Source organism: Aeromicrobium sp. 9AM, assembly GCF_902506105.1.
Taxonomy (GTDB): Bacteria; Actinomycetota; Actinomycetes; order Propionibacteriales; family Nocardioidaceae; genus Aeromicrobium.
This window is the reverse complement of sequence record NZ_LR733304.1, coordinates 1,490,474-1,516,454: the sequence shown is the minus strand read 5'-3', so window position 1 is coordinate 1,516,454 and position 25,981 is coordinate 1,490,474. Positions and strand designations below refer to the sequence as shown.

Below are 25,981 nucleotides of genomic sequence, written 5' to 3'. Positions count from 1 at the left end.
TCTCCGGGTCAGGCGTGTGAGTGGAGCGGTTTGCCGGCGAGCGCGAGTGCTGCCTCGCCGAGTGCTTCGTTCTGGGTGGGGTGGGCGTGGATGAACTGCGCCACGTCCTCGGGGTAAGCCTCCCAGTTGACCATGAGGGATGCCTCCCCGACCTGCTCGCCGTAGCGGGCGCCGATCATGTGGACGCCGACGATGGGGCCGTCCTTCTCGCGTACGAGCTTGACGCTGCCCGCCGTGCCGAGGATCTGCGACTTGCCGTTGCCGCCCAGGTTGTAGTCCTGGATCTCGACCTTGTCGTCGCCGTACTTCTCGCGAGCCTGCGGCTCGGTGAGTCCGACCGAGGCGATCTCGGGATCGCAGTAGGTCACGCGGGGGATGCCCGAGTCGATGACCGGCTGCGGCTTGAGCCCGGCGATCTCCTCGGCGACGAAGATGCCGTGTGCGAAGCCGCGGTGCGCGAGCTGCAGGCCGGGGACCAGGTCGCCGACCGCGAACACGCCGTCGACGTTGGTTGCGAGGCGCTCGTTGGTGGGCACCCAGCCGCGGTCGACGTTGATGCCGGCCTCTTCGTAGCCCATGCCGGCGGAGTTGGGTCCGCGGCCGACGGCGACGAGGACCAGGTCGGTCTCGATCGTCGTGCCGTCCTCGAGCGAGACGGTCACGCCGGACTCGGTCTGCTCGACGCTGGAGAACTTGACGCCGGTCTTGAAGTTGATCTTGCGCTTGCGGAACGCGCGCTCGAGCTGCTTGGACAGCGACGGGTCCTCGAGCGGGATCAGCGTCGGCAGGCCCTCGATGATCGTGACGTCGGCACCGAACGACTTCCAAACGGAGGCGAACTCGACGCCGATGACGCTGCCGCCGATGATGACGACCTTCTCGGGCACCTCGCTCATCGTGAGGGCCTCGGAGCTCGTGATGACCCGGCCGCCGATGTCGAGGCCCAGCGTGCGGGAGACCGAGCCGGTGGCCAGCACGACGTTGGTGCCGGTGTAACGCTCGCCGTTGACCTCGACGGTCTTGGGATCGACGAGCTTGCCCTCGCCCTCGACGACCGTGATGCCGCCGGACTTGATGAGTCCCTGCAGGCCCTTGTAGAGCCGGTCGATGACGCCGTCCTTGTACTTGTTGACGGCCGGCATGTCGACGCCGTCGAACGTCGACTTGATGCCGTAGTGCTCACCGTCGCGGGACAGGTCGGCGACCTCCGCGGAATGGAGCAGCGCCTTGGTCGGGATGCAGCCGGTGTGCAGGCAGGTGCCGCCCAGCTTGCCCTTCTCGATCAGCGCGACGGACTTGCCGAGCTGGACCGCACGCAGCGCGCAGGCATAGCCGCCACTGCCGCCGCCGAGAATCACGATGTCGAAGTTGTTGCCGGCGACGTCCGCCACAGTTCCTCCCAAGGATGTCGTTCGTCATCATCTTGTCACCTGAGGCAACCACGCTGCCACTGGGGTTGATCGGGGTATGCCGCACGATCGGGCACACTTGTCCCATGGGAATCTTCCGAGGGCGTAAGGCCCGGACGGACGGCGGCGCCGTGGTCTCGGACCGCAACGCGAGCCGTGCGGACCTCGATGCGCTTCGCGCCTTCGCCGAGTCGCGCAAGGGCGTGGAGGCGTACGTCGAGCCCAAGACCTCGGTCACCCAGACGACGCTGTTGCTCGTCGCGGCGGACGGCGAGTCGATCCGCCGCCGGGTCGCGTCGGCACAGGCGGCATACGAGTTCGCCCGCAAGAAGCTCAACATCCCCGTCTACGACGCCAACCTCGTGGGCGTGCCGTCGCGCAAGCGTAACTACGACCTCCGCAAGGCCAAGGGCACTCCGCCGCCGCAGTCCAGCTCGGCCACTCCGCCGCCGGCGAAGCAGACGCCCAAGGAGCTCGCCGCGATCATGACGCTCGAGTCGATCGCCGGCGTCGACCCGCTGCCGACAAACCCGTCGTTCGACGACCTCATGCGGGTCTACCGCAAGGCTCGCAAGCAGGCGCACCCCGACCGCCTCGGCGGCGAACGCACCAAGTGGGACACCGTCGAGGACGCTGCAAGGGCCCTCGGCCTGCCCGACTGACGTGCCACACTGCTCGTCATGGCAGAGCGTTTCGACACCGTCGACGAGTACATCGCCTCCTTCCCGGCCGAGGTGCAGGCGATCCTCGAGGACCTACGCGCGACGATCAGGGACGCCGTGCCGGGATCAGGCGAGACGATCCGCTACCAGATGCCGTGCGTCATGGTGGGCGACCGCTACCTCGTGCACTACGCCGGCTGGAGCAAGCACATCGGCCTCTATCCGGTCCCGGTCGCGGACGCCGACCTCGAGGCGGAGATCGCGCCCCTGCGCTCCGACAAGGACACGGTCAAGCTCATGTACGACCGGCCGGTGCCGCACGACCTGCTGAGCCGGATCGCGCAGTTCATCGCCGCCCAGCACACCTGAGCTGCCCGGTCGCCTTGGTGAGAGCGGCTCCGCCGCGTCATCCGCGGCAGATGGCGTCACCCGTTGCCGTCCGCGAGTAGATCACCTCCCGGCCGTCGCGCCTGCGCACCACGAGACCTGTGCTGCGCAGCACGCTGAGATGCGTGCTCACACCGCCCGGGCTCCAGCCCGTACGGCGCGCGAGTGCCAGAGTCGATGCGGGGCGCTCCAGAGATCGCAGGAGGGTGGCCCGCCGCCGGCCGATGAGCTCCTCGAGGCTGTCATGGCGGCCGTCGTCGGCCGACCACAGGTCACCGATGCCGGGCGGCTGATACGTGAGTGCGGGGTCCCACGGAGCGTCGATGCGTGGCCAGACGCCGAACGCGAGAACGGACGGGATCAGCAGCAGGCCGCGTCCGTCGAGATCGACGTCGCGTGGTGCCACCTTGACCCGCGAGAGCGACAGACTCTGCCCGTCCCACGTGGTGCTCGGGTCGAGATCTGCGAAGGCCGCCTCGCCCCCAACGGCGACGAGGCGACGTGCTCGCGCCGCGATCTCGCTCTCCAGGAATGCTGACATCCGTCCCCACCACGGGTCGATCGCGGCGTACCAGAACGAGCGCAGCTGCACGACAAGCTCGGCCAAGGCCGTCGCCGTGTCGTTGACGAACGGCGCCGCCGACGGAGGCATCTCGTCCGGGTAGGCGCGCCTGACGTCTGCTCGCACGACCCTCGGATCGGCGGCTCCGATCCTCACCAGCTCGTCCTCGATGAGTGGATGCGGGCTGATCGGCGGTGGAGCATTGAAGTTGGGCCACGACGTGCGACCGAGGGGGCTGGCCGCGAAGAGCAGGTCCAGGTCCAGACCGGCGATACGGGGCAGGGCCGACTCGACCCACCGACGGTGTTCGGGGAAAAGCCGTGGTTGCCTCACGACGTACGACGCGCCCACCAGCTCGATGAGGGGTGAGATCGCGAACCGTGTCCGGAGCAGGTCATCACGGTCGAACCGGAATCGAATCTGGCGGTCGTCGAACGGCATAGATTCAGAATAGTCAGAATCAATGGGTGAATCGCGACCCCGGTCGTAGGAATGGGACATCAGCACCCGAACCCAGGAGGAACGAGTCATGAGCAAGGTCGTAATGCACAGTGTGGTCTCCGTCGACGGATTCATCGCCGATGACAATGACGACATCGGACCGCTTTTCGAGTGGTACGACAACGGCGACATCCCGCTGACCGATCGAGGCACCTTCAAGGTGTCGCGGCAGTCAGCCGACTACGTCCGGCCGATGTGGGCGGGCATTGGGTCGATGGTGATCGGCCGCCACCTGTTCGATCTGATGAATGGCTGGGACGGGCAACCGCCGACTGGCGATCACGTGGTCGTGGTGTCGCACCGTCCCAAGCCGGAGGGCTGGCACCCCGAAGCGTCCTACCACTTCGTCGACAGCATCCCCGAGGCAATTGCCAGGGCGGAAGGGTTGGCGGGGGATCGCATCGTTGCGGTCGCCGCGGGCAACGTCGGCGGCCAGGCGCTCGCCCATGGCCTCGTGGACGAGGTCGCGATGGACGTCGTGCCGGTCGTGTTCGGCTCGGGCAAGCGCTACTTCGGGCCAATGGACGACCAGCACCTCTTGGAGAACCCTGCGGTGGTGATCCAGGGTGACCGTGTCCTGCACCTGCGCTATGAGGTGCGCCGTGGAGTCTGACGACCTCACTGCGCATGCGCAGGCGCTCATCGACGGGAATGCGTACCTGACCCTGGGTACAGTCGACCGCCACGGCCGGCCCTGGATCACGCCGGTGTACTTCGCGGCCGACGGACTACGTGACTTCTACTGGATGTCGAGCATGGACGCCCGTCACTCACGCAACCTCTCAGTGCAGTCGGAGGTCAGTCTGGTCGTCTTCGACTCCACAGTCCCGCCCTACCACGGGCGAGCCTTGTATGCGGCCACTGCGGCGCGGGAGGTCCCGAATGACGACCTCGTCGGTGCCCTCGAGGTCTACCCGGGACCCGTGGAACGAGGCGGGAGCGTCCTGACCACAGAGGAAGTCTCCGGTGCATCGCCTTGGCGTCTCTACTGCGCGACTGCGTCCGACCTATGGGTGCTGTGTCCCCGAGCGCCGCGACAGCCGTGCCCGCTCCACGGCCGCGCCGACGACCACCGGACGCGGATCGCCTGACACCGTCATTTGATGGTGGATCCCCTCAGTGCCAGCCGGACTCGTCGATGCCGCCGGGAATCGTGGCTTCGGGGTCGTAGGGCGTACGGGTGAACACGAACGAGGCGACCACGAGTCGCGTCGCCCGGCCTGACGCGTCCCGCTCCACGGTGAGCGGCTCACCGGTGTAGTAGCCGTCCAGACCCACCCAGCCGTCACCATCCGGCTTGAACCGGGCGCCACGACCCTCGCCGGGCGTTCCGAGCCGCAGGATGCCGTCGCGTGTCAGCGAGAGCCTGAACTCGTACGTTCCCCAGAACCACGGGCCCGCGAGATCGAGGTACGCCGTCTGCGAGGGGTCCGCGGTCCACGGCTTCGGGGGTGCTGGCTCCTGCTCGGTGAACAGGGTGAGCAGCTCAGAGGTCGCCTTGCCGAGGCCGCCGGTGGCGTTGGTCATCAGCACGATGCCGTCGCCGGACTCGGTGTCCACCCGGAGGTCGGCCAGGAAGCCGGGCATCGAGCCGCCGTGGCCCGCGAAGCGGCGACCCTCGACGTTCCAGGTCTGCCAGCCGAGGCCATGGGCCCCGGTCCACGCGGCACCGGGGACGTCGTTGACCGCGATCGGCCGCAGCATCTCCCGCAGGGTCGCCTCGGCGAGCGCGTCACCCGTCCGTCCGCCGAGGAACGCGGCCCAGCGGGCCAGGTCGTCCACGGTCGACCAGAACTGGCCGGCGGGCGCCAGCGCGACGGCGTCGTGCTCGGGCTCGACGTGCAGGAGGTCGGCCAGTGGGTGGACGGCCAGGCCAGGCGCGGCAGGTGCGACCGGGCGCGTCGTCGTGCGCGTCATGCCGAGCGGCTCGAGGATGCCCACGCGCACGGCGTCGTGCCAAGGCTGGTCGCGCAGCCGGGCGACGAGCTCACCGAGCACCGCGAAGCCGACGTTCGAGTAGTGGAATCCGGTGCCCGGAGTGGCACGGAGACGAGGGCCGGCGGTCATGAGGGCAGCCCATGAGTCGCCTGCTGTGCGCTCCCACCAGTCGCCGTCGGTCTCGGCCTGCAGGCCGGACGTGTGGGTCAACAGCTGCGTGATTGTCACCTGCGGGAACGGCACCTCCGGCAGGTGGGTGCCGATCGTGTCGCCGAGGTCGAGGCGGCCCTCGTCACGCAGTCGCAGGACCTCGACCGCGACGAACGTCTTCGAGATCGAGCCAATGCGATATTGCGTGTCGATCGTCGGCGCGGGCCCGTCCGGTCTGCCGTCCAGGGATCCGGCCGTGCCGGACCACACCAGCTCACCGTCACGCACGATGCCTGCGGCGATCGACGGAAGGCGCTGCTTCGACTGCTCGACGGCGAGCCGGTGCGACAGGGCTCGTGACGTGGAGGAGTCGATCGTCATCGAGCCCCGGCCAGCTCCGTCGCGAGGCGCACGAGCGTACGTACGCCGGTGCCGGTGCCGCCGACGGGCGTGTAGTCGACCGCGCCGCCCTCGTTGAACGACGGACCGGCGATGTCGAGGTGCACCCACGGGATGTCCTTGACGAACTCGCGCAGGAACGCCGCCGCGAACAGCGTGCCGCCGTACGGCTTGGGGTTGTGCTGGCGCAGGTCGGCGATGCTCGAGGAGTTGACCTTGCCCTTCATCTCCTCGGTGATCGGCAGGGGCCACATCGACTCGCCCGCGGCCTTGGACGCCGCGAAGACGGTCTCGCTGAACTCCTCGTCGTTGCTGAGGATGCCGCTCGTGAGCTCGCCGAGGGCGACGACGCAGGCCCCGGTCAGCGTGGCGACGTCGACGATGCGGTCGGGCTTGGCCTCGGTCGCGAGAGCGAGTCCGTCGGCGAGCACGAGGCGTCCTTCGGCGTCGGTGTTGTGGACCTCGACCGTGGCGCCGCTGCGCATCGTCAGCACGTCGCCCGGTCGCGTCGCGCCCCCGCTCGGCATGTTCTCGGCGATGCAGGCGAACGCCGAGATCTTGATCGGCAGCCCCAGGCGAGCGATCGCCACGGTCGCGGCCACGATCGCCGCGGCCCCGGCCATGTCGAGCTTCATGGTCTGCATCGAGGCGCCCGGCTTGATCGAGAGTCCGCCCGAGTCGAACGTGATGCCCTTGCCCACCAGAGCGAGGTGCGTGACGGCGTTGGCCGGTGCGTACGTCAAGGCGACCAGCCGGGGCGGGCTGTCGGATCCCTGGCCCACGCCGAGGATGCCGCCGCACTTCTCCTTGGCGAGCCGCTTCTCGTCCCACACGCTCACCTTGACGTCGGTGCCGGCGTGGGTCGTGATGGCCTCGGCGAAGTCCGCCGGACGGAGGTCGCCGGGAGGGGTGTTGACCCAGTCGCGGGCGATGTTGACCGCCTCCGCGACCGTGGCGGCGCGCTCGACAGCCTTGGTCGCGGTGGTCTGGCGCGCGAACGGGCTGAGGATCACGGCGCTCTTGAGCTTGGGCTTCTTGGCGTCGCCCTTCTTCTTGGTCTTGTAGGTCTCGTACGTGTACGCGCCGAGCGCGACGCCCTCGGCGATGGCCTCGACCTCGTCGACTCCCGCCGGGTGGAGCGCGATCGCCAGGCTCGTGGCGTTCTTGACGGCACGCACGCCGCGCGCCGTGGCACGGCGCAGGTCCTCGGCGGTCGGTTCCTCGGGCAGCGCGACGGCGACGATCAGCGAGGTCTTGGCGGCGTCGCCCGCCGGGAACGTCACGGTCTGCCCCTTCTCGCCGGTGAAGCCGAGGAGGTCGAGCGTCGCGGCCAGATCACCCTTGTCCTCGTCGCCTCGAATCCCGAGGATCAGGGCGTCGGCGCGTGCGGTGGTCGGCTTCGCGGTGCTGAGGGTCACAGAGAGCATGTCCGCCACTCTAGGGTCGCGGGGCACACGCGCGCGAGGGGTGCCCCTCGGTGCCCTACCTTGGGTGCCATGGATCTGCTGCACTCGCCCTTGCACGACCGCCACGTCGCCCTCGGTGCCAAGCTCGCGGAGTTCGGTGGCTGGGACATGCCGCTGGAGTACGCCGGCGGTGGCGTGCTCGCCGAGCACAAGGCCGTACGCGAGGCAGTCGGCCTGTTCGACGTCAGCCACCTCGGCAAGGCGCTGGTGCGGGGCACGGGTGCTGCCGACTTCGTCAACCAGTGCCTCACGAACGACCTCGGCCGCATCGAGACCGGCAAGGCCCAGTACACGCTGTGCTGCGACGAGGACGGCGGCACGGTCGACGACCTCATCGCCTACCTGCGCAGCGACTTCGAGGTGTTCCTCATCCCGAACGCCGCCAACACGGCGGCCGTCGTCGCCCGCCTGCAGGCCGCCGCGCCGGCCGGCATCGACGTGGTCGACCAGCACCGCGACTACGCGGTCCTCGCCATCCAGGGCCCGCTGAGCGACGAGGTGCTGACGTCGCTCGACCTGCCGGTCGACCACGAGTACATGTCGTTCGCCGACGCGACGATCGCCGGCCAGGACATCACGGTGTGCCGCACGGGCTACACCGGAGAGCGCGGCTACGAGCTGGTCGTCCCGTCGGCGTCCGCCGGCGAGGTGTGGGACGCGGTCATCGCGGCGGGCGAGCCGTACGGCATTCGCGCCTGCGGCCTCGGCGCGCGCGACACGCTGCGCACCGAGATGGGCTACCCGCTGCACGGCCACGAGCTGTCACCCGAGATCAGCCCCGTCATGGCGCGCGCCGGCTGGGCGGTCGGTTGGAAGAAGCCCGCGTTCTGGGGCAAGGAGACCCTCGAGCGCCAGCGCGCGGAGAAGACCGTGCGTACGTTGCGCGGCCTCCTCGCCCAGGGCCGCGGCATCCCTCGTCCGGGCATGACGGTCGCCGACGCCGACGGTGCCGAGCTGGGGGAGATCACCTCCGGCACGTTCTCGCCGACGCTGCGCCAGGGCATCGCGCTGGCGCTGCTGGAGCCCGGTGTCGAGGACGGTGCGACAGTGGTCGTCGACGTGCGAGGTCGGTCCGAGTCGTTTACGGTCACCAAGCCCCCATTCGTGCAACCGTCGACCAAGGAGAGCTGATCATGGGCTGGACATGGACGTTGGAGGACTCGCTCGGCGACGTCAAGAGTCGGTCGGACGAGTTCGAGAGCCGGGGCGACGCGGAGTCGTGGGTCGGCGAGGAGTTCGAGTCGCTGCTCGAGCAGGGCATCGAGCAGGTACGCCTGTTCGACGGCGAGACCGAGGTCTACGGCCCCATGTCCCTGCACGCGGATTCGTAGACCGATCCGCGCTCGGCGCTGCTAGTAGCGGTCGGGGAGCGGTGCGCCGCGCTTGACCTGCGGCTTCGGCAGCCGGAAGCGGCGCAGCTGCGTGCTGCGCAGCACGGCGTACGCGGTGTTGCCGCGGGCCTCGTCGGCTGAGAAGCGCTTCTTGAGCTGCTTCCTGAGCCCACGCACGAGGAACAGCTCGTCGATGACCGTCGCGAGGATCGCGATGGGATAGGCGACGGCGGTGAGCAGCGTCTGCACCGTCGAGCTCTGACTGCCGACGATGATCGCCACGACGGCGACCGCCAGGAACGGCAGCAGGAACTCGGCGACGTTCCAGCGCCGATCGACGTAGTCGCGGCAGAACTTGCGGACGGGGCCGCGCTCGCGAGCCGGCAGGTACTTCTCGTCGCCGGTCTTGAGTGCCTCGCGCTGCTTGAGGCGAATCTCCTCGTTGCGGGCCCGGTCGCGCTTGGCCTGCTCCTTGCGGGTCACGGGGACCTTCATCTGCTTCTTGCGCGCGGCTTCGGCCTCTTTGCGCGTCGGCGTGCGACGCCCCTTGCCAGCCTCTGTCTCGTCTACCACCCGCGACACCCTACGCCGTACGCTTGCGAGCATGAGCATCGGCAAGCGCATCGCCAGGATCTTCCGTTCGTGGCGTTTCCGCGGCAACGATGTCGAGGACCTCAAGGACAAGCTCGACGAGACCTATCGCACCCAGACGGCCCTGCTCCGCCAGGTACGCCGTGGAGTCGCCGACGTGGCGACGAGCCGCAAGCGGGTCGAGCTCCAGCTGGCCGCACTCGATCAGCAGGCAGCCCAGCTCGACGACGCCGCGCGGCAGGCCGTCGCCCACGGCAACGACGACGAGGCCCGTTCGGTCCTGACCCGCAAGGTCACGCTCGAGAAGGCCGCCACGGACCTCAAGACCCGCCACGCGGACCTCAAGGCCGAGGAGGACAAGCTCGAGGCGACGGCGCTCAAGATCGAGCAGGAGGTCGAGGCGTTCCGGGTCCGCAAGGACACGCTGGCCGCGCGGCACACCGCTGCTGCGGCTCGCGCCGAGATCAACAGTGCGACCCGCGGCATCAACTCCTCGGTCAGCGACGTCGGCCAGGCGGTCGAGTCGGCTGAACGGCGTACGCGGGAGCTCGAGGCCACGGCCGACGCGGTCGACGAGCTCGTCGCCGACGGCGTCATCAGCAAGCCCGGTGAGAGTGCCGACGAGGCGCTGCGCCGCCAGTTCGACGCCGCGCTCGACAGCGCCGAGGTCGACCGGCAGCTCGAGCAGATCTCCACTCCCAGGAAGGACGACGATGGCTCGGACGCGATTCAAAGGTGACCGTGGGCTGACCCTCCGCATGGGCGGGGTCGGGCTGGGGCTCGGCGCGCTCTACGTGGCGTTCGGCGTGGTCCTGATGACCACGACCAAGCTCGGCGCGTTCGGCATCGTCATCGTGCTCGGCATCGCGTGGGGCCAGTGGTACTTCTCCGACTCGCTCGCCCTCAAGTCGATGGGCGCCAAGGTCGTCGAGCCCGAGCAGGCGCCCGAGCTGCACGCCATGATCGACCGGCTGTGCGCGCTCGCCGACATGCCCAAGCCGCGGGTGGCGGTGGCGGTGACCGACATGCCCAACGCGTTCGCGACCGGCCGTTCGCCCAAGCACTCGTCGGTCTGCGTGACGACCGGCATCATGCAGCGCCTCGACGCCGACGAGCTCGAGGGCGTGCTGGCGCACGAGCTGTCCCATGTCGCCAACCGCGATGTCACCGTCATGACGGTGGCCTCGTCGATCGGCCTGCTGGCCGGTTTCATCACCAGGTGGGGCATGTACGCCGGCAACATCTTCGGCAGCCGCGGCAACAAGAACAGCGGCGCGGTGTTCCTGGTCGTGTTCCTCGTCAGCATGCTGGTCTACTTCGTCAGCTTCGTCCTCACGCGCTCGCTCTCGCGATACCGTGAGCTCAGCGCCGATCGGAGTGGCGCCTACCTGACCGGCCGACCCTCCAAGCTCTCGTCGGCCCTCGTCAAGATCTCAGGCGACATGGCCCGCATCCCGAACCGCGACCTCCGCGAGGGACAGGCGATCAGTGCGTTCTTCTTCGCGCCGGCGATCAACCGGGAGTCCATCGGCGCGATGTTCGCGACGCACCCGCCGCTGCAGGTGCGTCTCGACCAGCTGGCCAAGGTCAGCGCCGAGCTCTCCGAGCAGGGCTGACCGCAGGTGGGCATCTTCGACGCGATCCTCGGGCGTACCAAGCCGCCGCAGGCGGACCTCGACGTGCTGTTCGCCGTGCCCCAGGCCGCGCTGTCGCTGCAGACCGACGGGTTCTCGACGACCGGTTCGGGGTCGGTGTGCTTCCGCGACGTCGAGGGCAACGCCGACGACACCGTGATGGCCGATGCCGAGAAGCTCATCACGACGACGGCGGGCGCGACTGTCACCCGCATCAACGACCGGTTCGGCTTCCACTGGCTCACGGTCACGCGTACGGACCAGGACGTGTCGGGGCTCGTGACCGACCTGCACGCGGTCAACAGCTCGCTCGCCGACGCCGGCTTCGGCTCGGCGCTGCTGTGCTCGACGATCGGGTTCACGACGGCTGACGGCAAGCTGTTGGCGCTGGTCTATCTCTACAAGCGGGGCACGTTCTATCCCTTCGTGCCGCTCGACGGCGAGAAGCGCGACAACGCCCTCGAGCTGCAGATCCGCGGCGTCGTCGGCGAGGACGTACCGGTCGAGCCGGACCTCACCAAATGGCTGGCGATCTGGGGCGCTCCCGGTCTCGGCTGATAAGCCTTGGCCGGATAGGTTGGACCGGTGACGTTCGACACCCTCTCCACAGACCAGATCCAGGCCCTCCTCGACGAGCAGACCGCGGCGTACCAGACGCTCAAGGACTCCGGTCTCAAGCTCGACCTGACGCGAGGCAAGCCCTCGCCGGCGCAGCTCGACCTGTCCAACGAGCTGCTGTCGATGCCCGGTGCCGACTTCAAGGACGCCGCAGGCACCGACACCCGCAACTACGGCGGGCTCACGGGCCTGGCCGAGCTGCGTGAGATCTTCGCGCCGATCATGCAGGTGCCGGTCGACCAGGTCATCGCCGGAGACAACGCGAGCCTCGCGATGATGCACGACAACCTCGTGTTCGCCCTCTTCCACGGCGTCGCCGACTCCGAGCAGCCGTGGGGCGTCGAGGAGTCCGTCAAGTTCATCTGCCCCGTGCCCGGCTACGACCGGCACTTCGCGCTGCTCGAGGAGTACGGGATCGAGATGCTGCCGGTCGACCTGCTCGACGACGGACCGGATGTCGCGGCCGTACGAGAGCTGGTCAAGGACCCCGCCGTCAAGGGCATGTGGCTCGTCCCGACCTACAGCAACCCCACCGGCGCGGTCGTCAGCGAGGCTGTCGCCGCCGAGCTCGCCGCGCTCGAGACCGCGGCGCCGGACTTCCGCATCTTCTGGGACAACGCCTACGCCGTGCACCACCTCACCGAGCAGCACACCAAGACCGCCGACATCCTCGGGCTCTGCTCGGCGTCCGGGCACCCCAACCGCGCGGTGATCTTCGCGTCGACCTCCAAGGTGACGTTCGCGGGCGCCGGCGTGTGCTTCCTCGGCAGCTCCGCGGCCAACATCGAGTGGTACCTCAAGCACCTCGGCAAGCGGACGATCGGCCCCGACAAGATCAACCAGCTGCGCCACGCCCGGTTCCTCAAGAGCACCGAGGGCGTGCACGCGCTGATGGACGGCCACCGCGCCATCCTCGCGCCGAAGTTTGAGGCCGTCGTCGAGATCCTGCGCGCCCGGCTGGGTGACTACGCCGTCGCGAGCTGGACCGAGCCCAAGGGCGGCTACTTCGTGAGCCTCGACGTCCGCGACGGCACGGCTTCGCGCGTCATCGAGCTGGCCCGCGAGGCGGGTGTCGCCATGACGCCGGCCGGTGCGGCGTTCCCGTACGGTGATGACCCCCGCGACCGCAACATCCGCATCGCGCCGTCGTTCCCGTCGCCGCAGGAGCTCGAGGCCGCGATCGACGTGCTCGCCACATGCGTACTGATCGCCGCCTGCGAGCAAGCCCTCGCCCAGTAGCACCAGCTCGTACGCATGAAGGTCCTGGTCGCGCCGGATGCGTTCGGCGGCACGCTCACGGCTCCGGAGGCTGCGCGGGCGATCGTCGAGGGCTGGCAGCGCCATGCGCCCGATGACGAGCTCTCCACCGCGGCCATGGCCGACGGCGGCCCGGGCTTCGTCGACGTCCTGCACCAGGCGATCGGAGGAGAGCTCGCCGTCGTCACCGTGCGCGGCCCGGTCGGTGCCGACGTGCCGGTCGCGGTGCTGCACGCTGACGGCGCGGCGTACGTCGAGAGTGCTCAGGCCTGCGGCCTGCACCTCGTCGATCCACAGGACCCCATGCACGCGACGACGTACGGCGTGGGGCAGGCGATCGGTGCCGCCCTCGACGCAGGTGCACGCCGCATCGTCGTGGGACTCGGCGGCAGCGCGACCAACGACGGGGGAGCGGGTCTGCTCGCTGCACTCGGGGCCACGGCTGACGTGCCGCTGGACGGGGGGCCCGCCGCACTCGGCGGCGTCACCCAGGTCGACCTGGCCCCGGCACGCTCGAGGCTCCGCGATGTCGAGCTCGTCATCGCCGCAGACGTCGACGTCCAGCTGCTCGGCATGTTCGGCGCCACCAAGACGTTCGGCCCGCAGAAGGGCCTGACGGACGAGCAGATCATCGCCGTCGACGGCACGCTCGACCGCTTCGTCGAGGCGACGTGCGGCTCGACACCGGCCGAGCGGCGCATCGCCGACGCCAAGAGCGCCGGCGCCGCGGGCGGGTTGGGATTCGCGCTCATGCTGCTCGGCGGGAGCGTCACCTCCGGGATCGACCTCGTCGCTGACGCCGTCGGCCTCACCGCCCAGGCGGGGTCCCACGACCTCGTCGTGACGGGGGAGGGCACGTACGACTTCTCGTCCCGCGCAGGCAAGGTCGTCTTCGGGGTGGCGGCTGTCGCCGGCGCGGCCGCTCGGCCGTGCATCGTGCTGGCGGGCCAGGTCGTGGTCGGCTCGCGGGAGATGCGCGCGATGGGGGTCGAGAGCGCCTACTCGATGTCGGACCTGGTCGGCATCGACGCGGCGATGGGTGAGCCGTACGCCAGCCTCGCAGCGCTTGCCGAGCGTGTCGCACGTACGTGGTCGCCTCGCGCTGAGGACTGACGGCGTACGATGGAATGGAATCGGCACCGAACATGTTGACCCCGATGCCGTGACCAAAAGACCAGATCCATGGGAGACCACATGACGATCGAGACTGACCAGTCCACCGTCGAGACGACGCCGGCGACCGGTGTGACCCTCAGCGAGGGCGCTGCCGAGAAGGTCAGCAGCCTCCTGGCCCAGGAAGGCCGCGACGACCTCGCGCTCCGCATCGCGGTGCAGCCCGGCGGCTGCTCCGGACTCCGCTACCAGCTGTTCTTCGACGAGCGTTCGCTCGACGGCGACCAGATCTTCGAGTTCGGCGGCGTCAACGTCGTGGTCGACCGCATGAGCCTGCCCTACCTCGGCGGCGCGACGATCGACTTCGTCGACACGATCGAGAAGCAGGGCTTCACGATCGACAACCCGATGGCCACCGGCTCCTGCGCCTGCGGCGATTCTTTCCACTAAGACATACAACACACGACGGCCTCCTGCATTGCGGGAGGCCGTTGTCTATTGTGTGGGGGTGCACCTCGCCATCACCGGTTCGATCGCCACAGATCACCTCATGACCTTCCCGGGCAAGTTCGCCGATTCGCTCGTGCCGGACCAGCTCGACAAGATCTCGCTGTCGTTCCTCGTGGACGACCTCGACGTACGCCGTGGGGGGTGCGCCGCCAACATTGCGTACGCGCTCGCCAGGCTCGGCCACCGGGCGCTGCTCGTCGGAGCGGTCGGTCGTGACTTCGAGGCCGAGTACCGCGGCTGGCTCGACGACGCCGGGGTCGACACCTCGGGCGTCCTGGTGTCGGAGACCCGCCACACGGCCCGATTCGTGTGCACCACCGACACCGACCTGGCGCAGTTCGCCACGTTCTACGCCGGAGCGATGTCCGAGTCCCGTGACATCGACCTGTTCGCGATCGGCCAGGACTTCGACCTCGTCCTCGTCGGCCCCGACGACCCCGAGGGCATGCTGCGCCACACGCGCGCCTGCCGTGAGCGTGACGTTCCGTTCGCAGCCGATGTCTCGCAGCAGCTCGCGTTCGCCGAGGGCGACATGATTCGCGACCTGATCGACGGCGCGACCTACCTGTTCAGCAACGACTACGAAGCCGCCCTGATCGAGCAGAAGACCGGCTGGTCGTCGGCCGACGTGCAGGCACACGTGAAGACCCGCATCGTGACGCGCGGCAAGGCCGGCGTGACGGTCTACCCGGCCGACGGCGACCCGATCGAGGTCAAGGCCATCGACGGAGTCGTCGCGGTCGACCCGACCGGCGTCGGCGACAGCTTCCGCGCGGGATTCCTCGCCGGCGTCGCGGCCGGACTCGACTTCGAGCGCTCGGCCCAGATCGGCTGCACGATCGCCGCCAGCGTCGTCGAGACCGTCGGAACGCAGGAGTACGAGCTCGACCGCGAGGGCTTCCTCAAGCGGATCGGCACGGCATACGGTGAGCAGGCGAAGACCGAGGTCGACGCGGCGCTCTCACTCGCGTGACGCGCCCGTCAGACACGCGTCCAACACAGGCAGACCTCACCGCAAGGCGACGGTCCTGCTCAGATAAGGTGCTTCACGTGTCGTCACGTGACAGTCATGGTTCAGAAAGGCGCGCCCCGTGGGTCGGATGAAGCTGGCGGTTCTCGCCGTCGTCGCTGGAGTGTTCTTGAGCGGCTGTTCTGACATCGGTGACAACGACGTCAAGCGGCTCGCACTGCCGGTCGCAGGCAGCGACCGCTCACACACCATGTGGGAGGTCTGGCTCGGCGCCTGGATCGCCGTGCTGGTGGTGTTCCTGCTGGTCTTCGGCCTGATGGTCTACGCGATGATCCGCTACCGCCGTCGCAGCGACGACGAGGTGCCCGCCCAGATCCGCTACAACCTCCCGATCGAGGCGCTCTACACGTTCGCGCCGGTCATCATCGTGGCGGTGTTCTTCTTCCACACCGTGACATCGCAGAACGAGATGCTCGAGAAGGTCAAGAACCCCGACCACACGATCGAGGTCGTCGGCAGCAAGTGGCAGTGGGCGTTCAACTACCTCAACGAGGACGCGACCCAGGGCGAGGACGTGTTCGACATCGGCACCCCGCAGGAGCCGACCGAGCTGTGGCTCCCGGTCGACGAGTCGGTGCGGTTCAACCTGGTGTCGCCCGACGTCATCCACTCCTTCTGGGTCCCCGAGTTCTACTTCAAGATGGACGTCGTTCCCGGCAAGGTCAACACGTTCGACATGACGCCCACCCGTGAGGGCGTCTTCACCGGGCGCTGCGCCGAGCTCTGCGGCCTTTACCACTCGCGCATGATCTTCAAGGTCCACGTGGTGTCCAGGGCCGACTACGAGTCGCACCTGCTCGAGCTCGAGAAGGACGGCCAGACCGGCGCTCCCAAGGGCGCCGAGGAAGCGCACACGATCGCAGGACTCGGCAAGAGCGGGGACGTTGCCGGCGTCCAGGGCAACGGAGGCGGAAACTGATGGCCACCACGACGGCGGCATTTGACGACGGTTCGGAGACGCTCCGCGCGGGCACGCACGAGCGCACGCTCGGACAGAAGATCGTCACGGTCCTCACCACGACCGATCACAAGGTGATCGGCAACATGTACCTCTTCACCTCGTTCGCCTTCTTCATCATCGGCGGCATCCTGGCGCTGCTGATCCGCGCCGAGCTGGCGCAGCCCGGCACGCAGATCGTCGACGAGGAGACGTACAACCAGCTCTTCACGATGCACGGCACGATCATGCTGCTGATGTTCGCGACGCCGCTGTTCTTCGGCTTCGGCAACGCGATCATGCCGCTGCAGATCGGCGCGCCCGACGTCGCGTTCCCGCGGCTCAACATGTTCAGCTACTGGCTCTACCTGTTCGGCTCGACGATCGTCGTGTCCGGGTTCTTCGTGCCCGGCGGAGCGGCGAGCTTCGGCTGGTTCGCGTACGCACCACTGAGCGACGCGGTGAACTCGCCAGGCATCGGCGGCGACCTGTGGGTCATGGGACTGTGGATGTCGGGTCTCGGCACGATCCTCGGTGGCGTCAACTTCATCACGACGATCTTCACGATGCGCGCGCCCGGACTCACGATGTTCCGCATGCCGATCTTCGTGTGGAACACGCTGGTCACGAGCATGCTCGTCATCATCGCGTTCCCGATCTTCGCCGCGGCGCTGCTCTCGCTCGAGGCCGACCGCCGCCTCGGCGCCCACGTCTTCGACGCCGCCAACGGCGGGCCGATCCTGTGGCAGCACCTGTTCTGGTTCTTCGGGCACCCCGAGGTCTACATCATCGCGCTGCCGTTCTTCGGCATCATCACCGAGATCCTGCCGGTCTTCTCCCGCAAGCCGATCTTCGGCTACATGGGACTGGTCGCCGCGACGCTCATGATCGCTGCCCTGTCGGTCGCGGTCTGGGCCCACCACATGTTCGTCACCGGATCCGTCGACCTCGCGTTCTTCTCGTTCATGACGTTCCTGATCGCGGTGCCGACGGGAGTCAAGTTCTTCAACTGGATCGGCACGTTGTGGGGGGGATCTCTGTCCTTCGACACCCCGCTGATCTTCTCGCTGGGCTTCCTCACGACGTTCCTCTTCGGTGGTCTGACCGGCGTCATCCTGGCCTCGCCGACGCTCGACTTCCAGCTGTCCGACAGCTACTTCGTCGTGGCGCACTTCCACTACGTCGTGTTCGGCACCGTCGTGTTCGCGATGTTCGCCGGGTTCTACTTCTGGTGGCCCAAGCTGACCGGTCGCATGCTCGACGAGAAGCTCGGCAAGATCCACTTCTGGCTGCTGTTCATCGGGTTCCACATGACGTTCCTGGTCCAGCACTGGCTGGGTGTCGAGGGCTTCCCGCGCCGTTACGCCGACTACAGCCCGACCGATGGGTTCACGACGCTCAACGAGATCTCCTCGATCGGCGCGTTCCTGCTCGGCGCCTCCACGCTGCCGTTCTTCTACAACGTGTGGAAGTCGCGAAAGGGCCCGCTCGTCGGGCTCGACGACCCGTGGGGCTGGGGCCGCTCGCTGGAGTGGGCGACGTCGTCGCCCCCGCCGCGCCACAACTTCACGTCCCTGCCGCGCATCCGCTCAGAGAGCCCGGCGTTCGACCTGCATCACCCGGAGATCGCGAGACTCGAGCTGCTCGACAACCCGGGGGAGACCTCCCCGATCGCCGACGCACCCGATGTCGAGGGCAAGGGCGAGGCGGCGGCAGACAACACCGACGGCAAGGACGGTCACTGATCCATGAAGGCCGAGTACTGGACCATCATCGCGTGCGGGATCTTCTTCGCCATCGTCGCGCCCGTCTACTGGGTCCTGACGCACGACCCGACCGGCACGGCGGCGTTGACCATGACGTTCCTGCTGACCGCTCTGCTGGGCTTCTACCTCGGTGTGGTCGCCAAGCAGATCCCGGACCGTCCCGAGGACCGCAGCGACGGCGAGATCGCTGACGGCGCTGGCGAGCAGGGCTTCTTCCCGCCTTACAGCTGGTGGCCGCTGTTCGCCGCTTCGGCGCTGGCCGTCGTCGTGCTGGGTGTCGTGATCGGCTGGTGGCTGTTCATCATCGGTGCCGTGTTCGTCTCGGTCGCCGCCATCGGTTGGGTCTTCGAGTACTACCGCGGCATTCACGCGCACTGACGTTCAGCGTCAGGAACGCGACCTGCCACCACCTAGAATGATGTGGTGAGGGATCTTCGTCTGCCGGCCGTGCTCATGTGCGCGGGCCTCTTTGCCCTGTCCGCCTGCACCGCTGATGGCGTCAAGGACGCCGTCACGCCCGATGATCCGAAGGACCCGATCGCGCTCACGGCCAATGTCGATCAGCGCGCCACGGACGTACGGGTCAACACGATCGTCGCGGTCGAGGCCCAGCACGGGTCGATCACCAGCGCCGTGCTGGCCAGCGATGACGGCAAGTCCAAGGTCAAGGGACGGGTGGCCGGCGACTCCTGGCTCGCGAGCCAGCGCCTGGAGCCCGGCACGGCCTACACGCTGCAGGTGCGGGGCAAGGGCGAGGACGGCAAGGCGGGCCGCATCATCCGTCACTTCACGACCCAGCAGCTGACGCTGGCCCAGCAGACCTACCCGTCCGTGGCGCCTCTGCAGGGTGAGACGGTCGGTGTCGGCATGCCCGTCATCGTCACCTTCGACGTACCGGTCAAGAACCGGGCGCTGTTCGAGCGCAACATGCGCGTGCAGTCGACGCCCGCAGCCGAGGGGTCCTGGACGTGGCTGTCCGATCGCGAGGCGCACTTCCGTCCGCGTCAGTACTGGCCGGCCCACGCCAGGGTCAAGGTCAACCTGCGCCTCAACGGCCTGCCGGCCGGCAAGGGCATCTACGGCCAGCAGGACCAGCTCATCGACTTCAAGGTCGGCAGCAAACGGGTCAGCGTCGTCGACGTCGCCAAGCACCAGCTCCGCTACACCGTGGACGGCAAGACCGAGAAGACGATCCCCGTCACCACCGGCGACAATGGGCACCGCACGCGTGAGGGCACCAAGGTCATCATGGAGAAGTTCTCCTCGATCGACATGGATGCAGCCACGACGGGCGTCGACTCCGAAGATCCCGGCTACTACAACATCAAGGACGTTCGCTGGGCGATGCGGCTGACCAACTCGGGCGAGTTCCTGCACGCCGCTCCGTGGTCCGTGGGCTCGCAGGGCAGTGCCAACGTGAGCCACGGCTGCACCGGCATGAGCACGGCGAACGCGAGCTGGCTCTACAGCCACTCGCGCAGGGGTGACGTCGTCCGCTACGTCCACAGCCCCAGGCCGCTCGAGGCCCACAACGGCTGGACCGACTGGAACGTCCCGTGGTCGACCTGGCTCAAGGGTTCAGCCCTCCACCAGGCCTGAACCGGCAGGTCCGCAGACCGGCCAACGACAAAGCCCCCGCCAGCGATGCTGGCGGGGGCGTCGTGTCGTGCTGTGTCAGTGCACCCGCGGGACACCGGTCTCGGACACGCCCTGGAACTCGTCGCCGAGCTCGACCGGGTGACCGTCGTGGTCGCGGAGGTGCTCGTCGGCGTGGTGGACGTCCTCGACGGTCGGCTTGTCGATCATGCCGTCGTAGTAGAACGCCCGGACCTTGGCCCGCAGCTTGGCCTTGCGGCCGTGCGGCGCGGCCACACCGTTGGCGTCGGTCTCCGGGGGAGCCTCGAGCGCCGGCAGCCGGTCGTGGTTGGTCAGCGTGAACTGTGAGCCGACCGGCAGGGGAGCGTGGCGCTCGGCGAACCCACCATCGGGCGACCGCTCGATGACGCCGGTCTCGTAGCCGTGCAGGATGCGGTTGGCGTCCGCGCGCTGGAGACCGATGCAGATGCGCTTGGTGATCATGAACGTGATGACCGGCAGGACGAACAGCCCGATCCGGCAGAACCACGTGATCGCGTTGAGGCTCAGGTGGAACTTGGTGGCGATGATGTCGTTGCCACCGCCGATCCACAGCACGCCGTACGCCGTCATGGCCGCGACGATGAACGCGGTCCGGAACGGCGCGTTGCGCGGGCGCTCGAGCAGGTGGTGCTCACGCTTGTCACCGGTGATCCACTGCTCGAGGAACGGCCACATGACGCCGACTCCTAGGAAGAGTCCCGGCAGGATCGCCGCAGGCAGGAAGACGTTCCAGCTCCACGTGTAGTTGAAGAACGTGCTCTCGAAGTTGGGCATGATGCGCACGGCACCCTCGACGAAGCCCATGTACCAGTCGGGCTGCGAGCCGGCCGTGACCTCGGACGGGTTGTAGGGGCCGTAGGCCCAGATCGGGTTGATCTGGAGCACGGCGCCCATGATCGCGGTGAAGCCGAACACCACGAAGAAGAAGCCACCCGCCTTGGCGGCGTAGACCGGGAGCATGGGGTAGCCGACGACGTTCTTCTCGGTGCGTCCGGGACCGCCCCACTGCGTGTGCTTGTGGTAGACGAGCAGCAGCATGTGCGCACCGATGAGCCCCAGCAGCAAGGCAGGGATCAGCAGGATGTGCGCCATGTAGAGGCGGGGGATGATGACGTCGCCGGGGAACTCGCCGCCGAACAGGAAGAACTCGAGGTAGGAGCCGACGATCGGGATCGATCGCAGCAGCCCGTCGACGAAGCGCAGGCCGGTGCCGGACAGCAGGTCGTCGGGCAAGGAGTAGCCGGCGAAGCCCTCGACGAGTCCCAGCACCATCAGGCCGATGCCGATCAGCCAGTTGATCTCGCGCGGCTTGCGGTAGGCACCCGTGAACATCACGCGCAGCATGTGCACGATCATCGCGGCGACGAACAGCGCAGCGGCCCAGTGGTGGATCTGCCGGATCAGCAGCCCGCCGCGGACGTCGAACGAGATGTCGAGCGTCGAGGCGTACGCGTGGGACATCTCCAGGCCGTTGAGCGGCGTGTAGGACCCGTTGTAGGTCGTCTCGGCCATGCTCGGCTGGTACCAGAACGTCAGGAACGTACCGGTCAGCAGCAGGACGACGAAGCTCCAGAGCGCGATCTCGCCGAGCATGAACGACCAGTGCTCAGGGAAGACCTTGCGGAGCAGGTGCGAGCGCTTGCTGGCGCCGGCGAGACCCAGTCGGTCATCCAGCCACTCGACCGGCCCAGCGGCCTTCTTGCCGAAGGCCGTGTCCTCGATGTTGGTGCTCTCGTCGATGGTGCTCATGACTTATCATCCAACCTCTTCTGGTCGCGGGCCAGTTCTGGATAGCTGGGGCCCACCACCTCGGTGAAGTCGCTCACTGCGATCAGATAGCCGTCGGCGTCGACAGCGAGCGGCAGCTGGGGGAGCGGCCGGTGCGCCGGGCCGAAGACGACCTTGCCGTTGTCGGCGAGGTCGAACGTGGACTGGTGGCACGGGCAGAGCAGGTGGTGCGTCTGCTGCTCCCACAGGCTGATGGGGCAACCGACGTGCGTGCAGATCTTGGAGTAGCAGAGGATGCCGTCGACGCCCCAGTTCTCGCGGCCCTTGTCCGGAGTGATGTCCTCGGGACGCATGCGGACGACGATCACGGCGGCCTTGGACTTCTCCTGCAGCAGCTCGGTGCCCTCGATGACGGGGTGGCCGTCCTTGTCCTTCTCGTACATGATCGCCGGCTCGGCGTTGACGAGCTGGCCGACCTGGAGGTCCGAAGGCTTGATCGGCGTGCCGGCGACGTCGTTGACGACGCGCATGCCCTTCTTCCACAACGTGTTCTTGTGGCCGTAGGGCAGCGGGCCCATGTCGCGCAGCAGGATGACCGACGGCAGGGCCAGGGCGCCCATCGACAGGAACAGCGTGCGACGGATCATCGGGCGTCGTCCGAACCCGGACTCGTTGATGCCGTCGTTGAGGTCCTTGAGCGTGTCGGCGCGATCCTCGGCGGTCGATCCCGCGGGGTGACGCAGCTCGACCATCTCGTGGTCGCCCATGAGCTTCTTGGCCCACTGGATGATCCCGACGCCCATCAGCAGCAGCGCGCCGCCGAGCGTGGCGCCCAGCGTGAAGTTCATGGCTGACCAGCCGAGGAACGTCTGGTCCTTGTCGATCATGATGTAGCCGACGCAGAAGCCGACGAGCAGCAGCGCGGCCACGGCGAACATGCCCGAGATCTGCCGCTCGGCGCGCTTGTCCTGCGCGGCGTCGACGTCGGTCGGGCGGTACTGGTGCTCCGGCAGGCCGGGATCCCTCACCGGCTCGGTGTCGGGCACGCGGTCCAGCTCGTCGCTCATTTCTTCTTCACTCTCGCTCCATGGGCGCCGATCCAGACAGCAGCGATCACGAGGCCACCGATGCCGATGATCCAGGTGAACAGTCCGTCGACCACCGGGCCGAGGCCGCCGCCGGCCATGCCGCCGTAGTTGGGCTGGTCCTGCACCTGCTTGATGTAGGCGATGATGTTGCTCTTGTCCTCGGGCGTGATGACGTCGTCGGAGAACACGGGCATCTGCTGCGGGCCGGTGATCATGGCCTCGGCGATGTGCTTGGCGCTGACGCCGTCGAGCTTGGGCGCGTACTTGCCGCCGGGCAGGGCGCCGCCGGCGCCGACCGAGTTGTGGCAGGCCGTGCAGTTGGTGCGGAAGAACTCGCCACCCTCACGGATCTGCTCGACGGTCTTGCCGGAGATGTCGGTGTACTCGTCGTCCGGGATCGCCGGGCCGGGGGCCAGGGACGCGATGTAGGCAGCGAGCTGCCGGGTCTCCTCGGCGGTGTACTCGGGATCCTTGGCCGGGGCCTGAGGTGCGGACTGGGCCATCGGCATGCGACCGGTGCCGACCTGGAAGTCGACAGCTGCAGCACCGACGCCGATCAGCGACGGGCCGTAGTTGCCGCCCCGCTTGGTCTCGATGCCGCTCGCGTTCTTGCCGTGGCAGCTGGCGCAACCGACGAGGAACAGGTTGCGGCCGGCCTTGACGTCGTTGGCCGACGCGGTCTCAGCGCTCGCGGGCTGGAATCTGACTGCTGAGTAGACCCCGCCGACAACGCCGAGTGCCAGGAGCAGAACGACGATGCCGGCAAGCGGGTGTCGACGTCTGGTGGACAGTTTCCGCACCGAGAACCTCATTCCTTGAAGTGCTGCTGAGAATACCTTCGGGCGGTGACCCGACATGCAGTGAGGGGAGCCTTATTTGAGGATGTAGATCGTGGCGAACAGCCCGACCCACACCACGTCCACGAAGTGCCAGTAGTAGGACACGACGATCGCGGAGATCGCCTGCTCGTGGGTGAACTTGCGGGCGACGAAGGTGCGGCCGATCACGAGCAGGAAGGCGATGAGTCCGCCGAGGACGTGAAGGCCGTGGAAGCCGGTCGCGAGGTAGAACATGCTGCCGTAGGGCGAGCTGGAGATCGTGACGTGCTCGGTGACCAGGTTGGCGTACTCCGTGGCCTGGCCCGCGATGAAGATCGCGCCCATGAGGTAGGTGAGGACGAACCACTCGCGCATGCCCCAGAGCTTGATCTGCGAGAGCTTGCCGGTGCGCCCGGGCTTGCCTCGCTCAGCGGCGAACACGCCGAACTGGCAGGCGACTGACGACAGGACGAGGATCGTGGTGTTGACCGCGGCGAACGGGACGTCGAGCTTGGCCGTCTCCTCGGTCCACAGGTTGGGGGAGATGTTGCGGATCGTGAAGTACGCGGCGAACAAGCCCGCGAAGAACATGAGCTCGCTGGAGAGCCACACGATGGTCCCCACCGTCACCATCGACGGACGACCTTCTTGGCCATGGAGTCGGGAAGCAGGAATCACGGATGTAGTCGCCACGCGATCATTATGTACGATCGACCCGTGAGCGAGCACAAGCCCCTACGTGTCCTGGTCTACAGCGACGATCGTGACGTCCGCGCTGCCGTGCTGTCGGCCCTCGGAGCCCGCCCTCACCCCGACCTCCCGCCCTTCGAGTACGTCGAGTGCGCGACCGAGCCGGTCGTGTTCCAGCACCTCGACGAGGGCAAGATCGATCTCGTGATCCTCGACGGCGAGGCGGTGCCCGCCGGCGGTCTCGGCATCGCTCGTCAGATGAAGGACGAGATCTACCAAGCACCTCCGGTGCTCGTGCTGACCGGCCGCCCGCAGGACGCGTGGCTCGCCACCTGGTCGCGCGCCGAGGCGGCCCTGCCTCACCCCATCGAGCCGATCCGCCTCGCCGAGGTCGTCATCGACCTCGCGCGCGGCGTGCTCCAACCCGGCTGACGTCATGTCGACGACATGGCCAGAGGTTCTCTCCACGCTCGTGGCCAGGCAGGACCTCGACGCTGCCGCGGCGACGTGGGCGATGGAGGAGATCCTCTCCGGCAACGCCACACCGGCACAGATCGCCGGCTTTGCGGTGGCCTTGCGTGCCAAGGGCGAGACCCTCGCCGAGGTGCAGGGCCTGGTCGACGCGATGTACCGCCACGCGCTCCCGTTCACGGTCGAGGGCCGCGTGGTCGACATCGTCGGCACCGGTGGTGACCTCGCCAAGACCGTCAACATCTCGACGATGTCGGCCGTCGTCATCGCCGGCGCGGGCGTGCCGGTGGTCAAGCACGGCAATCGTGCGGCGTCCAGCGCCAGTGGGGCCGCGGATGTCCTCGAGGAGCTCGGCGTCCGGCTCGACGTGCCGCCCACCCGGCTCGGCGACGTGCTCGACGCGGTCGGCATCACGTTCTGCTTCGCACCGGTGTTCCACGCGTCCTACCGCTTCACGGCGGTGCCGAGGCGCGAGCTGGGCATTCCGACGACCTTCAACTTCCTCGGTCCGCTGGTCAACCCGGCCAAGCCCGCAGCGTCAGCCGTAGGCGTGGCCGACGCCCGGATGGGGCCGATCATGGCCGGTGTGCTGGGCGCGCGCGGCGCCGACGCCTTCGTGTTCCGCGGTGAGGACGGGCTCGACGAGATCACGACCAGCACGACGTCCCGCGTGTGGATCGCCGAGGGCGCCACCGGCACGGTCGTCGAGGACACGATCGACCCCCGGGCGTTCGGGTTCGACTACGCGCCGGTGTCCGAGCTCACCGGCGGAGATCCCGCGTTCAACGCCAAGGTCTTCGAACGGGTCCTGGGCGGCGAGCAGTCAGCCGTACGCACGGCCGTGCTGCTCAACGCGGGCGCCGCCATCGCCGCACACGAAGCCGCTGCAGGCGATCTGGAGTCGCGACTTCGCTCAGGCATCGAGCGCGCCAGGCAGTCGATCGACACCGGCGCTGCGACGAAGGTGCTGGAGAACTGGGCCAGGACGACGCAGACGTTGGTCTGAGCTACAGCCCGATCGAGAAGGCTTCCTCGAGATCGTGCTGGCTGAACGTCTGGAAGGCGATCTGCGTCTGGGTCGACAGCACGCCGTCGACCTTGTTGAGCTGATCGGCGACGACCGACGAGACGTCGTCGACCTGGCGTACGCGGACCATCGCCAGCAGGTCGAGGTCGCCGGTGACGGAGTAGACCTCGCTGACCCCGTCGATGTCGGCGATCTGCTCGGCGATCTCGGAGAGCCGCGAGACCTCGGCCTGGATGAAGACGATGGCGGTGATCACGAAC

29 protein-coding genes are annotated in these 25,981 nt (G+C 68.0%); 19 read left to right on the top strand and 10 right to left on the bottom strand.

What is annotated here, in order from left to right:
• Positions 1-8: 8 nt before the first annotated feature.
• Positions 9-1,391: a dihydrolipoyl dehydrogenase gene (lpdA, locus tag BOSE46_RS13675; protein WP_159540759.1), complete on the bottom strand. Its 1,383-nt coding sequence runs from the start codon at positions 1,389-1,391 to the stop codon at positions 9-11.
• 104 nt (positions 1,392-1,495) lie between these two features.
• On the opposite strand from lpdA, the gene BOSE46_RS13670 reads away from it, so the two are divergent.
• Together BOSE46_RS13670 and BOSE46_RS13665 are read left to right on the top strand one after the other, a co-directional pair.
• A complete protein-coding gene (locus tag BOSE46_RS13670) occupies positions 1,496-2,071 on the top strand; it encodes a hypothetical protein (protein WP_201299639.1) in 576 nt (191 codons plus the stop codon).
• 18 nt (positions 2,072-2,089) lie between these two features.
• Entirely contained in the window at positions 2,090-2,440 is a 351-nt protein-coding gene (locus tag BOSE46_RS13665; protein WP_159540758.1) for an iron chaperone, read from the top strand.
• Positions 2,441-2,477: 37 nt separating this feature from the next.
• Here BOSE46_RS13665 and BOSE46_RS13660 read toward each other — a convergent pair whose 3' ends face one another.
• On the bottom strand, positions 2,478-3,461 hold the full coding sequence (locus tag BOSE46_RS13660) for a helix-turn-helix domain-containing protein (RefSeq protein ID WP_159540757.1): 984 nt from the start codon (positions 3,459-3,461) through the stop codon (positions 2,478-2,480).
• 88 nt (positions 3,462-3,549) lie between these two features.
• Between BOSE46_RS13660 and BOSE46_RS13655 the strand changes: the two genes are divergently transcribed.
• Together BOSE46_RS13655 and BOSE46_RS13650 are read left to right on the top strand one after the other, a co-directional pair.
• Positions 3,550-4,134, top strand: a complete 585-nt coding sequence (locus BOSE46_RS13655; protein WP_159540756.1) for a dihydrofolate reductase family protein — start codon at positions 3,550-3,552, stop codon at positions 4,132-4,134.
• Positions 4,124-4,612: a pyridoxamine 5'-phosphate oxidase family protein gene (locus BOSE46_RS13650; RefSeq protein ID WP_159540755.1), complete on the top strand. Its 489-nt coding sequence runs from the start codon at positions 4,124-4,126 to the stop codon at positions 4,610-4,612. Before BOSE46_RS13655 ends, BOSE46_RS13650 begins: the two co-directional genes overlap by 11 nt.
• A gap of 25 nt (positions 4,613-4,637) precedes the next feature.
• Here the strand turns inward: BOSE46_RS13650 and BOSE46_RS13645 are convergent, their stop codons facing one another.
• Positions 4,638-5,990, bottom strand: coding sequence for a serine hydrolase (locus BOSE46_RS13645; protein WP_159540754.1), 1,353 nt, complete (start codon positions 5,988-5,990; stop codon positions 4,638-4,640).
• Entirely contained in the window at positions 5,987-7,435 is a 1,449-nt protein-coding gene (locus BOSE46_RS13640) for a leucyl aminopeptidase (protein ID WP_159540753.1), read from the bottom strand. The genes BOSE46_RS13645 and BOSE46_RS13640 overlap by 4 nt, the downstream gene beginning before the upstream one ends.
• 69 nt (positions 7,436-7,504) lie before the next feature.
• Here BOSE46_RS13640 and gcvT point away from each other — a divergent pair, with 69 nt between their 5' ends.
• Together gcvT and BOSE46_RS13630 are read left to right on the top strand one after the other, a co-directional pair.
• Positions 7,505-8,605, top strand: a complete 1,101-nt coding sequence (gene gcvT, locus BOSE46_RS13635; protein WP_159540752.1) for a glycine cleavage system aminomethyltransferase GcvT — start codon at positions 7,505-7,507, stop codon at positions 8,603-8,605.
• A gap of 2 nt (positions 8,606-8,607) precedes the next feature.
• The gene (locus BOSE46_RS13630) at positions 8,608-8,805 is read left to right on the top strand and encodes a hypothetical protein (RefSeq protein ID WP_159540751.1); all 198 of its coding nucleotides are present in this window, start codon (positions 8,608-8,610) and stop codon (positions 8,803-8,805) included.
• A 21-nt stretch (positions 8,806-8,826) separates the two neighbouring features.
• On the opposite strand, the gene BOSE46_RS13625 is transcribed toward BOSE46_RS13630, so the two are convergent.
• Positions 8,827-9,378 carry a DUF3043 domain-containing protein gene (locus tag BOSE46_RS13625; protein WP_236551753.1) on the bottom strand — a complete coding sequence of 184 codons (552 nt, stop codon included), beginning with the start codon at positions 9,376-9,378 and terminating at the stop codon, positions 8,827-8,829.
• 31 nt (positions 9,379-9,409) lie between these two features.
• Here BOSE46_RS13625 and BOSE46_RS13620 point away from each other — a divergent pair, with 31 nt between their 5' ends.
• From BOSE46_RS13620 to BOSE46_RS13570, 11 genes are all read left to right on the top strand, one after another.
• The gene (locus BOSE46_RS13620) at positions 9,410-10,135 is read left to right on the top strand and encodes a PspA/IM30 family protein (RefSeq protein WP_159540749.1); all 726 of its coding nucleotides are present in this window, start codon (positions 9,410-9,412) and stop codon (positions 10,133-10,135) included.
• Positions 10,110-11,012, top strand: a complete 903-nt coding sequence (gene htpX / locus BOSE46_RS13615) for a zinc metalloprotease HtpX (RefSeq protein ID WP_159540748.1) — start codon at positions 10,110-10,112, stop codon at positions 11,010-11,012. Before BOSE46_RS13620 ends, htpX begins: the two co-directional genes overlap by 26 nt.
• 6 nt (positions 11,013-11,018) lie before the next feature.
• Positions 11,019-11,588 (top strand): PspA-associated protein PspAB, encoded by a 570-nt coding sequence (locus tag BOSE46_RS13610; RefSeq protein ID WP_159540747.1) that lies wholly within the window; start codon positions 11,019-11,021, stop codon positions 11,586-11,588.
• A gap of 27 nt (positions 11,589-11,615) precedes the next feature.
• Positions 11,616-12,887, top strand: a complete 1,272-nt coding sequence (locus tag BOSE46_RS13605) for an aminotransferase class I/II-fold pyridoxal phosphate-dependent enzyme (protein WP_159540746.1) — start codon at positions 11,616-11,618, stop codon at positions 12,885-12,887.
• A 15-nt stretch (positions 12,888-12,902) separates the two neighbouring features.
• Positions 12,903-14,018, top strand: coding sequence for a glycerate kinase (locus tag BOSE46_RS13600; RefSeq protein WP_159540745.1), 1,116 nt, complete (start codon positions 12,903-12,905; stop codon positions 14,016-14,018).
• 81 nt (positions 14,019-14,099) lie between these two features.
• Positions 14,100-14,468, top strand: coding sequence for an iron-sulfur cluster assembly accessory protein (locus tag BOSE46_RS13595; RefSeq protein WP_159540744.1), 369 nt, complete (start codon positions 14,100-14,102; stop codon positions 14,466-14,468).
• A 58-nt stretch (positions 14,469-14,526) separates the two neighbouring features.
• Complete coding sequence (locus BOSE46_RS13590; RefSeq protein ID WP_201299638.1) at positions 14,527-15,501, top strand: carbohydrate kinase family protein; 975 nt, start codon at positions 14,527-14,529, stop codon at positions 15,499-15,501.
• A 127-nt stretch (positions 15,502-15,628) separates the two neighbouring features.
• Positions 15,629-16,477 carry a cytochrome c oxidase subunit II gene (coxB, locus tag BOSE46_RS13585; RefSeq protein WP_159542775.1) on the top strand — a complete coding sequence of 283 codons (849 nt, stop codon included), beginning with the start codon at positions 15,629-15,631 and terminating at the stop codon, positions 16,475-16,477.
• Positions 16,477-18,240 (top strand): cytochrome c oxidase subunit I, encoded by a 1,764-nt coding sequence (ctaD, locus tag BOSE46_RS13580; protein WP_159540743.1) that lies wholly within the window; start codon positions 16,477-16,479, stop codon positions 18,238-18,240. The genes coxB and ctaD overlap by 1 nt, the downstream gene beginning before the upstream one ends.
• A 3-nt stretch (positions 18,241-18,243) precedes the next feature.
• On the top strand, positions 18,244-18,639 hold the full coding sequence (locus BOSE46_RS13575; RefSeq protein WP_159540742.1) for a cytochrome c oxidase subunit 4: 396 nt from the start codon (positions 18,244-18,246) through the stop codon (positions 18,637-18,639).
• Positions 18,640-18,684: 45 nt separating this feature from the next.
• The gene (locus tag BOSE46_RS13570) at positions 18,685-19,860 is read left to right on the top strand and encodes an Ig-like domain-containing protein (protein WP_159540741.1); all 1,176 of its coding nucleotides are present in this window, start codon (positions 18,685-18,687) and stop codon (positions 19,858-19,860) included.
• 75 nt (positions 19,861-19,935) lie between these two features.
• Here the strand turns inward: BOSE46_RS13570 and BOSE46_RS13565 are convergent, their stop codons facing one another.
• From BOSE46_RS13565 to BOSE46_RS13550, 4 genes are all read right to left on the bottom strand, one after another.
• On the bottom strand, positions 19,936-21,648 hold the full coding sequence (locus BOSE46_RS13565; protein WP_159540740.1) for a cytochrome bc complex cytochrome b subunit: 1,713 nt from the start codon (positions 21,646-21,648) through the stop codon (positions 19,936-19,938).
• A complete protein-coding gene (locus tag BOSE46_RS13560) occupies positions 21,645-22,694 on the bottom strand; it encodes a ubiquinol-cytochrome c reductase iron-sulfur subunit (protein WP_159540739.1) in 1,050 nt (349 codons plus the stop codon). Before BOSE46_RS13560 ends, BOSE46_RS13565 begins: the two co-directional genes overlap by 4 nt.
• Positions 22,691-23,515: a c-type cytochrome gene (locus BOSE46_RS13555; RefSeq protein WP_159540738.1), complete on the bottom strand. Its 825-nt coding sequence runs from the start codon at positions 23,513-23,515 to the stop codon at positions 22,691-22,693. The genes BOSE46_RS13560 and BOSE46_RS13555 overlap by 4 nt, the downstream gene beginning before the upstream one ends.
• A 72-nt stretch (positions 23,516-23,587) precedes the next feature.
• Entirely contained in the window at positions 23,588-24,157 is a 570-nt protein-coding gene (locus BOSE46_RS13550; RefSeq protein WP_236551847.1) for a heme-copper oxidase subunit III, read from the bottom strand.
• Positions 24,158-24,250: 93 nt separating this feature from the next.
• Between BOSE46_RS13550 and BOSE46_RS13545 the strand changes: the two genes are divergently transcribed.
• A complete protein-coding gene (locus tag BOSE46_RS13545; protein WP_159540736.1) occupies positions 24,251-24,655 on the top strand; it encodes a hypothetical protein in 405 nt (134 codons plus the stop codon).
• A 4-nt stretch (positions 24,656-24,659) separates the two neighbouring features.
• Positions 24,660-25,700 carry an anthranilate phosphoribosyltransferase gene (gene trpD, locus BOSE46_RS13540; RefSeq protein WP_159540735.1) on the top strand — a complete coding sequence of 347 codons (1,041 nt, stop codon included), beginning with the start codon at positions 24,660-24,662 and terminating at the stop codon, positions 25,698-25,700.
• A 1-nt stretch (position 25,701) separates the two neighbouring features.
• Here the strand turns inward: trpD and BOSE46_RS13535 are convergent, their stop codons facing one another.
• Positions 25,702-25,977, bottom strand: coding sequence for an Lrp/AsnC family transcriptional regulator (locus BOSE46_RS13535; RefSeq protein ID WP_056215766.1), 276 nt, complete (start codon positions 25,975-25,977; stop codon positions 25,702-25,704).
• Positions 25,978-25,981: the final 4 nt, after the last annotated feature.

Coding starts and splice junctions, on each gene's coding strand:
- BOSE46_RS13565 (WP_159540740.1), bottom strand. CDS start 21,648: ATGAGCACCATCGACGAGAGCACCAACATCGAGGACACGGCCTTCGGC.
- BOSE46_RS13630 (WP_159540751.1), top strand. CDS start 8,608: ATGGGCTGGACATGGACGTTGGAGGACTCGCTCGGCGACGTCAAGAGT.
- BOSE46_RS13640 (WP_159540753.1), bottom strand. CDS start 7,435: ATGCTCTCTGTGACCCTCAGCACCGCGAAGCCGACCACCGCACGCGCC.
- BOSE46_RS13670 (WP_201299639.1), top strand. CDS start 1,496: ATGGGAATCTTCCGAGGGCGTAAGGCCCGGACGGACGGCGGCGCCGTG.
- BOSE46_RS13600 (WP_159540745.1), top strand. CDS start 12,903: ATGAAGGTCCTGGTCGCGCCGGATGCGTTCGGCGGCACGCTCACGGCT.
- BOSE46_RS13620 (WP_159540749.1), top strand. CDS start 9,410: ATGAGCATCGGCAAGCGCATCGCCAGGATCTTCCGTTCGTGGCGTTTC.
- BOSE46_RS13655 (WP_159540756.1), top strand. CDS start 3,550: ATGAGCAAGGTCGTAATGCACAGTGTGGTCTCCGTCGACGGATTCATC.
- BOSE46_RS13560 (WP_159540739.1), bottom strand. CDS start 22,694: ATGAGCGACGAGCTGGACCGCGTGCCCGACACCGAGCCGGTGAGGGAT.
- BOSE46_RS13645 (WP_159540754.1), bottom strand. CDS start 5,990: ATGACGATCGACTCCTCCACGTCACGAGCCCTGTCGCACCGGCTCGCC.
- coxB (WP_159542775.1), top strand. CDS start 15,629: ATGAAGCTGGCGGTTCTCGCCGTCGTCGCTGGAGTGTTCTTGAGCGGC.
- htpX (WP_159540748.1), top strand. CDS start 10,110: ATGGCTCGGACGCGATTCAAAGGTGACCGTGGGCTGACCCTCCGCATG.
- gcvT (WP_159540752.1), top strand. CDS start 7,505: ATGGATCTGCTGCACTCGCCCTTGCACGACCGCCACGTCGCCCTCGGT.
- BOSE46_RS13575 (WP_159540742.1), top strand. CDS start 18,244: ATGAAGGCCGAGTACTGGACCATCATCGCGTGCGGGATCTTCTTCGCC.
- BOSE46_RS13595 (WP_159540744.1), top strand. CDS start 14,100: ATGACGATCGAGACTGACCAGTCCACCGTCGAGACGACGCCGGCGACC.
- ctaD (WP_159540743.1), top strand. CDS start 16,477: ATGGCCACCACGACGGCGGCATTTGACGACGGTTCGGAGACGCTCCGC.
- BOSE46_RS13665 (WP_159540758.1), top strand. CDS start 2,090: ATGGCAGAGCGTTTCGACACCGTCGACGAGTACATCGCCTCCTTCCCG.
- BOSE46_RS13660 (WP_159540757.1), bottom strand. CDS start 3,461: ATGCCGTTCGACGACCGCCAGATTCGATTCCGGTTCGACCGTGATGAC.
- trpD (WP_159540735.1), top strand. CDS start 24,660: ATGTCGACGACATGGCCAGAGGTTCTCTCCACGCTCGTGGCCAGGCAG.